15 protein-coding genes are annotated in these 13,675 nt (G+C 39.6%); all 15 read right to left on the reverse strand.

What is annotated here, in order from left to right; translation table 11 throughout:
* Positions 1–100: 100 nt before the first annotated feature.
* The 15 genes from IBX48_RS08655 to rfaD are packed head-to-tail and all read right to left on the reverse strand — an operon-like array spanning position 101 to position 13,592.
* A complete protein-coding gene (locus IBX48_RS08655) occupies positions 101–778 on the reverse strand; it encodes an HAD hydrolase-like protein (RefSeq protein ID WP_296833286.1) in 678 nt (225 codons plus the stop codon).
* Entirely contained in the window at positions 765–1,454 is a 690-nt protein-coding gene (locus IBX48_RS08660; protein WP_296833289.1) for a hypothetical protein, read from the reverse strand. Before IBX48_RS08660 ends, IBX48_RS08655 begins: the two co-directional genes overlap by 14 nt.
* A gap of 3 nt (positions 1,455–1,457) precedes the next feature.
* A complete protein-coding gene (locus IBX48_RS08665; RefSeq protein ID WP_296833291.1) occupies positions 1,458–2,189 on the reverse strand; it encodes an aldolase/citrate lyase family protein in 732 nt (243 codons plus the stop codon).
* Between the two features lie 22 nt (positions 2,190–2,211).
* The gene (locus tag IBX48_RS08670; RefSeq protein ID WP_296833293.1) at positions 2,212–3,252 is read right to left on the reverse strand and encodes a hypothetical protein; all 1,041 of its coding nucleotides are present in this window, start codon (positions 3,250–3,252) and stop codon (positions 2,212–2,214) included.
* A complete protein-coding gene (locus IBX48_RS08675) occupies positions 3,249–3,983 on the reverse strand; it encodes a 3-deoxy-manno-octulosonate cytidylyltransferase (RefSeq protein WP_296833296.1) in 735 nt (244 codons plus the stop codon). Before IBX48_RS08675 ends, IBX48_RS08670 begins: the two co-directional genes overlap by 4 nt.
* Entirely contained in the window at positions 3,983–5,620 is a 1,638-nt protein-coding gene (locus tag IBX48_RS08680; RefSeq protein WP_296833299.1) for an aldolase catalytic domain-containing protein, read from the reverse strand. Before IBX48_RS08680 ends, IBX48_RS08675 begins: the two co-directional genes overlap by 1 nt.
* Positions 5,620–6,960, reverse strand: coding sequence for an O-antigen ligase family protein (locus tag IBX48_RS08685; protein WP_296833302.1), 1,341 nt, complete (start codon positions 6,958–6,960; stop codon positions 5,620–5,622). Before IBX48_RS08685 ends, IBX48_RS08680 begins: the two co-directional genes overlap by 1 nt.
* Positions 6,961–6,973: 13 nt before the next feature.
* Positions 6,974–8,038 carry a phosphotransferase gene (locus tag IBX48_RS08690; RefSeq protein ID WP_296833304.1) on the reverse strand — a complete coding sequence of 355 codons (1,065 nt, stop codon included), beginning with the start codon at positions 8,036–8,038 and terminating at the stop codon, positions 6,974–6,976.
* A 29-nt stretch (positions 8,039–8,067) separates the two neighbouring features.
* On the reverse strand, positions 8,068–9,075 hold the full coding sequence (locus IBX48_RS08695; protein WP_365942440.1) for a polysaccharide pyruvyl transferase family protein: 1,008 nt from the start codon (positions 9,073–9,075) through the stop codon (positions 8,068–8,070).
* 30 nt (positions 9,076–9,105) lie between these two features.
* Positions 9,106–9,699, reverse strand: a complete 594-nt coding sequence (locus tag IBX48_RS08700) for a glycosyltransferase family 29 protein (RefSeq protein WP_296833308.1) — start codon at positions 9,697–9,699, stop codon at positions 9,106–9,108.
* 39 nt (positions 9,700–9,738) lie between these two features.
* Positions 9,739–10,818, reverse strand: a complete 1,080-nt coding sequence (locus IBX48_RS08705) for a polysialyltransferase family glycosyltransferase (RefSeq protein WP_296833311.1) — start codon at positions 10,816–10,818, stop codon at positions 9,739–9,741.
* On the reverse strand, positions 10,811–11,821 hold the full coding sequence (gene waaC, locus IBX48_RS08710) for a lipopolysaccharide heptosyltransferase I (RefSeq protein WP_296833326.1): 1,011 nt from the start codon (positions 11,819–11,821) through the stop codon (positions 10,811–10,813). The genes IBX48_RS08705 and waaC overlap by 8 nt, the downstream gene beginning before the upstream one ends.
* A 2-nt stretch (positions 11,822–11,823) precedes the next feature.
* Positions 11,824–12,429, reverse strand: a complete 606-nt coding sequence (locus IBX48_RS08715) for a zeta toxin family protein (protein ID WP_296833313.1) — start codon at positions 12,427–12,429, stop codon at positions 11,824–11,826.
* Positions 12,413–12,592 (reverse strand): hypothetical protein, encoded by a 180-nt coding sequence (locus IBX48_RS08720; RefSeq protein WP_296833317.1) that lies wholly within the window; start codon positions 12,590–12,592, stop codon positions 12,413–12,415. The genes IBX48_RS08715 and IBX48_RS08720 overlap by 17 nt, the downstream gene beginning before the upstream one ends.
* Before the next feature lie 31 nt (positions 12,593–12,623).
* Positions 12,624–13,592 carry an ADP-glyceromanno-heptose 6-epimerase gene (rfaD, locus tag IBX48_RS08725; protein WP_296833319.1) on the reverse strand — a complete coding sequence of 323 codons (969 nt, stop codon included), beginning with the start codon at positions 13,590–13,592 and terminating at the stop codon, positions 12,624–12,626.
* Positions 13,593–13,675: the final 83 nt, after the last annotated feature.

Below are 13,675 nucleotides of genomic sequence, written 5' to 3' on the forward strand. Positions count from 1 at the left end.
TCATCCTCAAACAAACGCGGCTTAATCAGAAAGACACCTTCTATGGATTGCTTAATGAACTGCATACTTTTTATGAGATTCCCAATCATTCGGCCTAACTTTAACTTTTTACAAGGCTGTAAATATTGCTAACACAATTTAGATGTCTTTTAGAAGCCCAGTTTTCCCAAGATTGCACTTCTGTCCAGTCTGAGATAAATACAAAATCTAGCCCAGCGTTGTCTGATGCTTGATAATCGTACTTACTATCGCCTAAGAAAAGGGCTGGGTTATTAATGTTTCCGTCAATTATTTCTCTTTTTAGAATGGTGTCCTTCGTATCAGGACTTCCAAAAATACCTCCATCAAAGAGCTTGTCAAGCCTTCGCTCAAGAAACACCTCTCTTAATTCAGCTTGATCACCACCAGAAACTATCATCCACTTAGCGTTTATCGTTTGTTCCTTAAGCGCGTCTAAACCTTCTGCGACTTCACAGTTCAACAAGGCTTTTTTTACTTCACTAGCAAAGCGTTGGAGCAAGCTGGATAATTCTTCGGGGTCTAATTGCTTTTTTAAAATATTTGTCAGCAAATACTCAAACTTCGCGTACCTGGATATTCCACCGTTTTGTACATGGTAATCTTTTAAAGCTTGAGCCGGCTCATGTCCGTAAATTCTAGCGACATCATAGAAAGCTTGTGTCTTGATTTTATTTGAATTTAAAACCACACCATCACAATCAAAAACAAAGGTTTTATACTGGTCTAAAATCAAACTTTTATTATTAGTTGTCTTCATAAAATTCTTTTAATGCCAAAGACATGTGATAATCTTCATACTCATCTATGTCGATTCCAGAAATTTTTCCTACCGTATGTCTAAATGGATTTTTACCTAAAAAATACTCTTCTTTTAAGGTATCGGCTTTTGATCGCATATAAAGCCCGTTTGTCACTCGGTAAATGTTTGGCAAATCCTGCGAGATCGTATGATGTTTATTTGCCTGATAGTTTATTGGGCCGTTATCATCCCAAAAATACTCTTTCAATAAATTAACCGATACTAAACTATCATGACGTTTTGTAGTAATCACTTCTTGCAGATAGGCTTCAAACCCTGTGCGATAATCCGCAGGCTTCATTAAAGGCACAACAACGGTTACCCAAGCAAAATGATTGGTGGGCACATCTTTTACAACCCCGGTAATCACCTCACTAAATGAAGCTTTATGGCCAATACTTAGATAGTTTGAACGTTCTAAAAACTCTACCCCCATTTTATGGGCGGTTTCTTTAACCTTTTCAGAGTTGGAACTTAAGAAAATCCTGCTGGATTTTTGCACTTTTTTTAGTTGCGCTATTTTCCACTCCAACAGGTTCATTTCTTTATGAAAAGGTAAATAGATTTTATTTTCTATTCGACTACTGCCTTCTCTTACCGGAATGACTACCGAAATATCATCAAAGTCTTGCATTACTCATCCAATTATTTTTTTACAGGCATCAATATATACATTGAGGTCTACGGAGTAAGCAATATAATTAAAACCTTGTTTTTTAAGGCTTTCATTACGCTCTAAATTATCTGAAAAAGCCCCTAACACAATGCCTTTTGCTTTTGCTTTCGTCGCAATTTCTTGCATCAACCCCATCACCTCTTCCGATTCGACTTCACCGGGCTTACCAATAGATTGTGACAAATCATAAGGCCCAATAAATAACACATCAAAACCATTTACCGCTAAAATCTCGTCGAGGTTTTTAATTCCCTCAACCCCCTCAACTTGTAAAACCACTATTTTTTTATTGGCTGTTGCAAAATATTCATTACGATCCTGCTCACCAAACTGGGCGGCCCGAACAAAACGACACACCCCCCGATTACCATTAGGATAGAACCGAGCCGAATTAACGGCTTCTCTTGCTTGCTGCGCTGTGCTGATATTAGGCACTTGCACACCATCGGCCCCTGTATCTAGAGCACTTGATATGGCATGCGACTCCATACCTTTAACCCGAATAATAGAGGTTATGCCTGAAATTTTGGCTGCACGAACATGATTATGCATCGTTTCTAATGTGGCCGGGCCATGCTCCATGTCCAGAATGATAAAGTCTAAACCTGACAAACCTGTCGCTTCAACAAGGTTACTATCTGTGGTTTTACTGAATATACCCATTACTGTTTGGGTCGTCATTTTTGTTTTCATGTAGGGGTTATACCTTGGCAGATTATGAGCTGACGGTTAATTTTTTATTAACAAGACTTAAAAACACATCCATAGGAATGGAGTAAGAGTTCAATTGTGATTTGGTTTTATAGACCTTGTCTACATAAGAAGACTGATACTCAACTTCTCTAACATCTCTTTTAGAAATTACTGTTTCATTTGGATTGATACCTAAAACACCATGCTTACGAGCCGTATTAATCAAGTAATAATTTCCAACACTAATGGTTGGTATAGCCATCGCATTGGGTAACATTGAACCTGTGTAAGTGGTTGTGACCGCTAAATCACAAACGTGGACATATTCTAACTTCTCAACCAAACTGCTACCAAATAGATTTATGAATTCGCAACCTGATGCCGTGCATATTTCATTTAGGATGTTGATCTCTTCCTGACTTTGTCCAGCTCTATACTCTTGGTTTTTATCGTTTATAGTTTGTGTCATTCCATGATTAACCAAAACAACTGATTTATTTGTTTTAGATTTAATCAACTCTACAGCGCTCGTTAGTGCTTCCACCTGTTCAAGCCACCTTCTTTTTTCTATATCCAGCGTAATAAAAACATAAAATGATTCCGGCTTTTTTGTTACTTGATTAACAGGGTAACGGTTTATTAAATTGAACATATATTCAAAGTCATAGGTTGCGTTAATGACTTTGTGACGATTAAAGCGTAACGATAAAAAGCCGTACATCTTAGCTAAAGTTGGGCCGAGTCTAGCAAATTTTTTTATTAGCGATTGCTTCTTTTTTGTAACTGAACACTCTCTAAAAAAGTGTGTGAAACCGCCATAGAGGTTTTCTTTTTGTTTATGCTCTAAAATTTCTTTTGCGTTGAGTAACTCAACGGCCATATTATCGTGCGCTTTTAACAAAGTGCGTAGATCTAAGAATTGACTGGTATTTGAGACCCACAAACGCCAGTTATTGCCGTCAAAAAAACCCGATGAAAGCAAGCCACTCATCAGCGAAAGTTGCAAATAAAAGTCACCTGGTCTATCCACATTAAAAATGGCGGGAACCGTTTTTTTGTTCATATTATTTTCTTTAAAGCTTGTTCAATTTTGACCACATCTTCAGGCACGTCAACGGCTAAACTACCCGGTCTTGTTTCCACCATTCTAACTGGCTGCCCCCACTCCAAAAACCTTATAATTTCAATATCTTCTGATGATTCCAGCATGCTCTTTTTAGCATAATTACCAAACGCTAGAAGTTCCTGACGGTTAAAGGCATAAATACAAACCTGCTTATAATAGTTTTTAGGGGCGTTTTTAGCCTCTTTACAACCTGGTAAAGCTTGGCGTGACATGTAAATCAAGCGCTGGTTTTCAGTAAATATAACCTTAGGAATATTGACACATGTCGGGTCTTCATTTTCACCGATTACGGCATAGCCATTAATCACCTCATTAGGGTAATGCTTTTTTGCTTCAATAATTTTTATTATATCTTCGGGATTAACCAGCGGTTCATCGCCTTGCACATTTACGTAAATATCTGCTTTGATTTGCTTTGCGAATTCAGCTAAACGATCTGTACCGGTTAAACAATCTTCTGATGTCATTACGGCTTGATAACCCAGTTGATTTACCGTTTTAGCAATTCGTTCATCATCTGTCGCCACATAAACGTTTTGTTGACCAACGGCTTTTGCACTTAACTCTGCAACCCATTGGATCATTGGTTTTCCATGCAAATCAACCAGTGGTTTCCCAGGAAAACGTGAAGATTTATATCTAGCTGGTATAACGATAACTGTTTTCATTAAAAGCCCTCAAGTGCATAAATAGATGCAACTGGAATTTCATAACGAGTTGGGGTAATTGACAATATTGGGCACGCTAATTCCGAATTAAGAAAGTGTGAAAAAATTGCATCCACTTCTTTACGTCTTGGATCATCGGCACCATAACCATCAAAACCGGCAAGTAAAAGGCGCTTTACATTACCGCTGGTCAAAATCGCCAATGCATAGGCCACAACTAGTGAAGTTGGTAACACACAGTGAGTATCTTTTACCAAAAACGTATCACCTTGAACTTGCAAGCCATAATCCAATAATGTTTTACCATTTAACGAACTTAACACGTCATTTGGAAGCATGCTCGCCGGCGTAATCAAGGGTTGCGGCAAGTTAACATGGGTTTCGCAATCCGCCAATAAGCGAATTGGGTGGCAGGCTACTCGCACATCTATGAGATTTTGCGCTATAGAAGATTGAGTATTTAAGGCAAGGACTATTGGTTTTTTGGCTTGTATGTAAGCCTCTATCGCTGCACGATGCTGTTTCACACTTGGCCCTGCGCCCAATAAAACAACCTCACGGTTATTAAACATATTGACTGGTGACCAGGTTCCGCGAGCTTGACCTTGATAAAAGTGACGTGCCGCATCCAACGTACCAAGGTTAAACTTTTTTCCGCCTTCAATTTTTAAGTGTTCTATCACAGCTAGGATGTCTTCCTCACTGTAACGGCTATCGGCAATCATCTCTTGAATATAAGAGGGATGGATACCATATTGACCCGCTAAATAGTAATATGGGTTGGTTCCCCAGCCATAGTGCATTTGTAGGGGCTTAAAGTAGAGCCTGATAAGTTCCAACAATTTAGTTAAATTGAATGGTGTGTTTCTATATTGCGCAAGCGCCATAACTAAGTATTCAGTTTGGACGTTGCCTGGCCCACGCCCCATACCCGTCACCGTACTATCAACCCACGTAATACCAGATTTAACCGCTGCGATAGAGTTTGCCAGCGCTTGATTCATATTGTCGTGTGTATGTATCCCTAGCTCGCCTAACCAAGCGGATCTAAAAGCTTTAGTGATATTAGCCACCTGCACAGGTGTTAAGCTTCCCATGCTATCTGCAAAATACAGCACATCTATTGGATGATTCGAAGCTAGCTCAGCCAGCCTCATAATCTCACTTTCTGAACACTCTGCTATTTGCATTAAGTTAAAACCTACAGTATAACCTTGAGATTTTAACCAGTCCGATGCGTTTAAACATGCTTCAAATTCATTAACATGGCAAGCTATCCTAACCAGTGTAATCATGGAGTCTTGTTTTGGTGAGAATAGGGTTTTTAAGACAAGTTCTTGGTGTGCGAGATTCGCCTCAGAACTTAGACCAGCCTTGACTAATTCTGACCCATTTATCATTACGCCAAGTTTCGACTTTAATTCTTGTGGAATCGACAAGGACTGTAAAAAGCGATCGGTTGTATAAGCAAAGCCGGCTTTAAATCCGTTGTTTTGAACAGAGCGAAACCCAATTTCAATAAAGTCCACCTGCAACGCAGCCATAGCATTAAGATAGGCATCTACCAATTCTGGGTTGAAGTCCCATTGATTATAGTAACCACCATCTCTAAGGGTGCAATCAACTAGCTTAATCATTAACCCTTCTCTACTTTTTGATTATTGATTTTTGTTAGGTTTGTAAAGGCCAGTAACAAAGTAGCCATTAAGAAAAAATGTGTTGCGGTGTCACTTTTTTGCAAAGGTGTTTCCGGCATAAATGACATAAACGCGGCCACTGAAAATACAAGGCCAGCCACCCAAATTGCCTTATCTTCAGCTCGGCTGTGCTTCAATCCGACCACAAAGTAACTTATTAAGAAAACAAATATTAACACCACACTTATAAGTGCAAAAACTCCCTTAGTTAGCCAAGACATTAAAAACTGATTGTGTATTTGTGTAAAAGTAAACCCCGAAAACTGGGTATCAAATATTTGCTGGGCAAGCTCTGAACTTTTTTGCTTTTGAAACTCCATAAACAGGTTTTCACCTATCCCCATCCATGGATTTTCTTTAATGCCAACTAGTGCCGCTTCATAACTCAGCAAACGTGCACCAACACTTGTATTGAAGGTTTCGCGGGATGTATAAGTTTCTATGTTATCAAAAATAGCCCCGATACGCTTTTCAACAACATTCGTTACCGAGCTTTGTGAAACTAATACTATGATTAAAACTAAAAAGCTAGCGATCGCCATGAACTTTAACTTCCAGTTTTTATTATCAACCGATTTTAATAAATACAAATAATAAGCGCCCCAGCCAATTATCGCTTCTGGCCATCCAATCCAAGCCGTCCGTGTCTGTATAAAAATGACACTTAACAGTAGCGCAATAATCATCACAACCCAGGCTATAAAAAAGCTTACATTTTTTCTGTAAGCCCAAGGTAATGAACCCAATAAAACAATAAAAAATGTGTTTGCGTATACACCTAGTTTAACGGGGTGAGAATACTCTCGGCCGAATCGTTGGCCGTTTAAAACCTCTGCCCACCCAGTAGCATTAACTTCCATTATCATTAGTACCAACACACTGATTGAAGCCACACCTATCAAACCCCAGAAAAAGTCGACTCCAGGTTTTAACTTAATTAAGGCTAACAAAATTATTGCGAACAAAATTACACTATTAACAACATTTAAAACACTTAATGCTCTTCCCTCAAGTGGTGCATGGTAGATAGACGCAATCAAGGTGGTAAACCAATATAAAAACAGCACTAAAAACCAAGTTAAAATGGCTCGATCAATCTTGACTGGGCGTGTCTTCCATAAAACATAACCACTAATCAAACCTGCAACCACTAAAGTAAACTCAAAATTAAAGGGCGCGAGTGTTCTGAAAATATATCCAAAAAAAACGAGGCCTATGAAGATAAATAACGACATACGAAACTTATTTAGTGAATCTGAAGTTTCATTTAATACTTGCATTGTCTTGCACTCTTTATTGGCTATTTAATAAGGCGTAGGCGGGTTTTACTTTTTTACGGAGAATTTTTTTTATATTTTTTTCATTAACATGTAAAAAACTTGCCAAAATATACAACAGCAGAAATACTTTCTGTTGTTGTGGGTTTAAACGGAGCGGCTTAATCAAGTCTTCATAAGAGATCTCAAAATGACTTGTTTCTTTGGAGCAATAAAATGCCATATCCCATAAACGCACGCCATAACTGTAGTATTGCAGATCAACAACTTTAAATACTCCCTGCACATCCTCTAAAATATTGGATTTCTTAAAGTCCCCGTGTAATAAACCATAATAAAGGTTACGGTCAAAGTCTTGAGTAATAGACCTTAAACTGACGGTAAAATCATATATTTGTGCAAACTCAGATTCATAGCCTTTAAAACTCAGGGATCGTTCATCTAAAAACTTGGCCGCATAGTCAAACGCTTGCTCATTATGAAGCTGTGACACCACATAATGAATCACTTTCGTAATTTTTGTGTTGGGTTCTATGGGCAGAATTTGCAGTTTGCCCGGTTCTGGATGATCAGGCCGGGCCACCGAGCCTGAAAGGCAACCCATTCGCTGGTATAGATCTATTACTTTAGTTGCATCATAAACGAGTGGCGGCTTTAATGCCTGCATTACTAGTGCACAAAAATTATTACTTCCTAATTTTAATTGCCCTAATAACGCTGGTGCGACATGCTGTTGCGCAGGAATCTGATTTTGCCATTCTAAAAAATTCAGTTCCCTGCCCGCTAAATAACAACCTTCAATTTTGCTTATATAAATTGGGTTACCATCAACGCCAGAATGTATCAGCATCCCAAGATTATTTGCTCCACCCATTAATTTGAATCGGGTCTTGAGTTGTTGGGTCGTTTTCAACTTATTTTGTAGTAGGCTTTCAACATCAAATACAATGTTTTCTAATGATTTGCCTACTTGTTCTTCTAGGTTAAGTTGAGCACAAAGACTTCCTGACTTGTTATTTTTAACTCTAAACAGCTTGCTTAGTACTGTACAGGTCGATTTAAGCAAGTATTTAAAATTCAATCTTAACTCCATTCATATTTGACAAGTCTTTAATCTTTTTTCAATTCAGATCTATTTAAAATTTTATTAATAAGCGAATCTAGCATAGTATTTATGTCTTTTTCAGCTCTATCTATGAACCCTGTAAGCGTTTGTATTTCGTCTTTTGTAAAGGATTTGTATTGATCTAAATCAATACTATCTAACGCACCAAATGAAGTAACCCTACTTGTATTTCCAAGCGCATCTTGAAGAATAAACGATATTTTTGGTGTATTTGACTCAATGGCAACAAACGGAATTTTGTTTTTTAAGCACATAGTGACTGTATGATAGCGACCCGTTATGATCAATTCATAATTACATAAATAATTGATAAACTCAGCTGGCTGACTCGAGATTTTATGATCAGAAGTAAGCCATTTAAAAACATTTTTTACAAAAGGTCTTGGACTCTTAAAAAAGTTAGCATTCGATGGCCGTGCGACAACCATAGAACGAAAGTCGAAGCCGTGAGTACGACAATATTTTTTAAGGGAAGGTATTTCTGATTTAAGCGCTGTATCAATCATACAGCCTTTTTTTAATGGCTTGTATTGATAAGATTGTGCTTTTGCGAAGGTTAAATCTGGTACGTATTGTCCTTGCAGCCCAAATGATTCTAACTCAACCAAACTTTCTCGGTCTCGTACATAAATCGCTTTATATGCCTTCAAACGACCGTACAATGCCGCATCATTTTTATATAACGTGGCATTAATGAGGTAGCTGGGTGTATCTAACTCATTTAGAGCGAATTCAGCAAACTCTGATAAAGCTCTTGCATGCTTTCTTTCAGCACTGTGATGGATAGTACCCTCTCCATTCACAATAATCGCATCTACTTTGGGTTGCTTTTTAATTTTATTCTTGTGTTTCCGCCAATCAATACCAACCGGCCAAGTCCATAGAACCTCAACGTTTCGCTCGGTTAAAAGATTTGTTAAATTCTGCATAACCAACATGCAGCCATAATGGTTAGTTGGCCGAGTATCATTAATTATAGCTACGCGTATCATAAAGTCTCATTTTTATCGCTTATTAGAAGCTTATAATTCTTCAATATTAAACTGGTGTTTTGGTAATGTTGTTTTTATAAACTGTTCTTCATAATCACCCAGGTGTGGGTTACGTTTTCTTGGCAAACCAAGCCAGTCTATAATTCTATGACTCAAACGTTTTTTTTGATACCAATTATCACTTTTAAAAAAGTCAAAACCATACAGGGTTACTGTACCGTTTCCAATGGATCTACGTATAACATCAAACATCATACAGCCCGTAGATGGGTTAGCATTAAACTTGTCACGCAATTGCTCCCACCACTCTAAGGGGTAAAAATATAGTTTATCTTTCGTATTATCTGTAAACTCTTCTCGATGCTTAGGTGTCATCCAGATAACAAACTCATATTCATTAACCAAATGATCAATATTATCTTGTTCAATAGACACGGCTAAAATATCAATTTTGCTCCCAACCGATTTTTTCATCTCGTCTGGCATTGCCCATGCTCGATTCATTCGAATCACAACATCGTGCTGATCTATAGGGTAATGCTTACCCAGAACTTTTGTTGAGTTACCTACTAAAGCTACATTTTTATGTTTGATCAAGCTTTCAATATCAGCCCAGTTTTTCACATGATTTTCCTAGGTTTTAATTTGTACTAAATCACTGTGTTATTTTGAATTAGCCAATAAATCGTTAAAATCCTGCAGTAGCATAATATTGCTATTTTTCAGCATTGGCAAAAATCGCTGCTGAAAAGGGTCTCCATCATTTAATACTGCGATAGGCTCAAGATCGGAGCGCAACCATTTGGTTGTTAGCATGGCGGTACATACATCACCAATTACATGTGATCCACTGGGTAACAATGGTAAAACAAATTCAAACGCCAACTTAGTTGGGATAATGCGAACATTTGCATACTTTGAAAAACCCAGGTCATCTTCACCCTCCTGACGCGGGTGGTATTTTACCGCGATGTGTTTACCTTGTGCGCTTAGTTGCGATACAAAGTGAATAATTCGCGATGCATAATCACGCATTTTTAGTTGATTATTTGGATGCGGCACGATAATGACATAGTCAATTTGACTTAAACTTTCAGCCTTTAAATCAAATTGACTTGTGACGGCCTGGCTCAGTGCCTGCACCTCTGGCGCGGAAAACCAGTCAGATTCTAGCTTGTGCATGGTTTTGCGTTTGATAAGCTCAACGGCTTGTTGTGGTTGAAACAACCAGGCCTGGTTGATCCAGTTTGATGCCCCCACGGTTTTGGGTTCTTGCCACCATAAGCCATAACTGAGCTTTTTAATCAGGCTGTTAATGCCATCTTTTATCGGATGATAGCGGCGCCCTGCATAAGAATATAAGCCATCGTCTAAATACCAACCTTGTGCCGCGGGTTGATGTTTTTTTAACTGGTGGATGGCGTATTGAAACTCAATCCGACGGTCGCTTCCAACGGCAATTACATCCGGTTGAAAAAGTTTTAGGCCTTGGCGAATCACACCAAAATTAGCTTTGCGCTCGGCGAGTTTGGCACGCCCTTTTGCTTTTCCGGGCAAAATTCGGATTTGTTTAAAGGGGCTTTGTGGCCAGTTTTGCAAAGCTTGTAAATAAGGATTATCATCCAGCTGTTTTTGATCTATTAACCAAAGTTCAGCCTGATCGGTTTCACGGCGCGCATTTGCGAGTGCGGCACACACCAACACATTAAGTGGCGTGGAAGGTAAATAGAGCACCTTAGCCACGATAAACACCCTGCTTTGCTAGGGTTTGCAAAACGTCCTCAACCGATAATCCCTGTAACGATTGCAACTGTTGGCCTGGCTTGAATTTTTTAATGTAGTTTGGGGCTAAAGGCGAACACAAATGCGTCACTTGTTGGCCAAACGCCCCGACTAATTTAGGGTCTGTAACACGATACAACACCACCATGGGCACATCTAACGCGGCGGCTACGTGCGATAAGCCAGTGTCTACCGACACGACGGCTTGAGCGTGTTTGAGCAAGCGTGCCATATCGGTGAGTTTGAGTTGTTGAGCTGGGCACCAGGCCTGGTGGTTGGCGGCTAAACGCTCTGAGCGCGCCTTTTCATCAGGATTGCCCCAGGGTAATACGACTTTCAAACCTTGTTGATTCAATTTGGTGATAAGTTGTTGCCAATGGTCTTCCGGCCAGTATTTGGTGTCCCAGGTGGTTGCATGCAAACACACCACATAAGGCTGCTGATCCAACTCACTGAGTGATGACCAGGCCTGGTGGTTTAAACCGTATTCGATTGGTGAGTGGGGAACAGGATAATTTAAGGCTTTAGCAAATAATTCTCGCAAACGGCTAATCGCATGTTGATCTTTTGCGACCTGAATTTTGCGATCATAAAATAAGCTGGCGAGTTTCTCGCGTGCGGATGACCAATCCAGTCCGACTTTAGGCGCATCAATCTGTCGGGCGACCCAAACACTTTTTAATAAGCCTTGCGCATCCAATACTAAATCGTACTTTTGCTCATTCACCTGCGCAAAAAATGCGGCTTTTTGCTGGCGTGTTTGTTTTGAAAACGGCTGTTTTCGCCAGCGGCGTAAGCCAATGGGTAAGACTCGCTCCACCAGCGGATGCCAAGCCGGAATTTCCGCGAAGGCTTCTTCTACCACCCAGTCCACCACCAGGCCTGGTCTGGCGTGCATTAAATCGGTTAAGGCTGGGAAGGTATGGAATACGTCTCCCATTGAGGACATTTTGATTAATAGCACTCTCAACTTACACTGTCCTCGTCAAAGAAGTCTTGTGTCCAATCAGGCACATCATTTGAATATCGCCGAACTAATTCGCCATCAGCAAACCTAGCAACCAAACTAGGAAGCTCACCATCAATTGTATTGTCATATAAATAAAAGCGGTCAACTAAATCACGAGCTTGGTATGCGTTTATGATCGATTTTTGATAACGATTAATTATTTTATTAATAGGTACTTCGTGACCACCTTCTAGAAACCTTTGTGCGATTCTCGAGGCATTGATTACTGGAGAGCTTGTGCATATAAAAAAAAGCCTTATAAAATAGCCAGCTGCTTTTGCTTTTTTAATAAAATCAAGTTTTTCTTCTGTCGAAAACACCGTTTCAAACGCGATACTTTTTTTCTGACTTAAGAGTTCATAACGCAATGCTGTTGCTTGCTTTGCCGCTTTTAGAACACTCGCCGGGTCATTCCAGCCACCAAAATCATTTTGGGCTATAAAGTCAGGATTAATATAATGGCAACCCTCAAACCACTCATGCTCTAGACCTTGCTCAGTAATGGTTGTTTTACCTGAACCATTAGGCCCGGCGACAATAATAAGGCTAGGCTTCTTTTGCATATTTTTTTGCTTGTTTTATTCGCGCAATTTGCTGATGTAGGTCATTCATAAAACCTTCAATTGCTGTTTTTTGCTTTTGCTTTACTTTTTTAATCGCCTCACCCATCAAGTTTTTTAACTCCTCATCGGTCGGCTCACGCCCCTCAATAAATTTGTAACTCATTGAATTTATCTCCAATAAAATTTGCTAAAACTTAGTTCTTAAAATTCAAGAAGTGTTTATTTTGTGTTAACCAGCTCAGGTATTTTTGTACGCCTTCGGCGACGGTGTGGAATTTTTCGGTGTAACCAGCTTGGCGTAAACGACTGTTATCGGCCTGTGTAAAGCTTTGATAGGCGCCCTTTAAATGTTCCGGGAAGGGAACAAATTCGATTTCACCTTTGCCGTGGAACTTAATCACCGCCTCGGCAATATTTTTAAAGGGTTCGGCGGCGGCTGGGCCTAGGTTAAAAATACCAGACTTATCAGGATTCGCCATAAACCAAAGGTTGACCTTAACCACATCTTCGATATACACAAAATCACGCGTTTGCATACCGGCTTCGTAACCGTCATATGCACCAAATAATTTGAGCTTTTCACCACGTAGGATTTGGTTGTGCAACTTAAACGCCACACTTGCCATATCGCCTTTATGCTGTTCGCGTGGGCCGTAGACATTAAAATAACGAAAACCAACCACCTGACTTTGGGCTTTAGGCAAAACTTGACGCACATATTGGTCAAATTGGAATTTTGAGTAACCGTAGACGTTGAGCGGCTTTTCATATTGACGTTCTTCAATAAACACTGGGCCGTCGCCATAGGTGGCGGCAGAAGACGCATATAAAAATGGAATTTTGCGCTCTAAACAAAAGTGCAACAGATCTTTGGAGTATTCATAGTTGTTGTCCATCACGTATTTGCCATCCCATTCGGTAGTGGCCGAACACGCACCTTCGTGGAAAACACAGTCTATTTTGGGCAAGCCTTCTTCGGCAAAAATACGCGCTTGGAAATCTTCTTTATCAAGATAATCCGCGATATCACAATCGGCGATATTGATAAACTTTTTGCCGTTTTTTAAGTTATCGACCACCAAAATATCGGTGCGCCCTTGTGCATTAAGGGCTTTTACAATATTGCTACCAATAAATCCTGCTCCACCGGTTACGACAATCACAAACTTCTCCAATCAAAAAACTTACTATTGGGCACCTCGATTAACCCAGAATGAATTCTGGCAACGCCAAGTTTGTCAGATCA

Origin of the sequence: Thiomicrospira sp., assembly GCF_014859555.1 — a bacterium.
Lineage (GTDB): Bacteria > Pseudomonadota > Gammaproteobacteria > Thiomicrospirales > Thiomicrospiraceae > Thiomicrospira.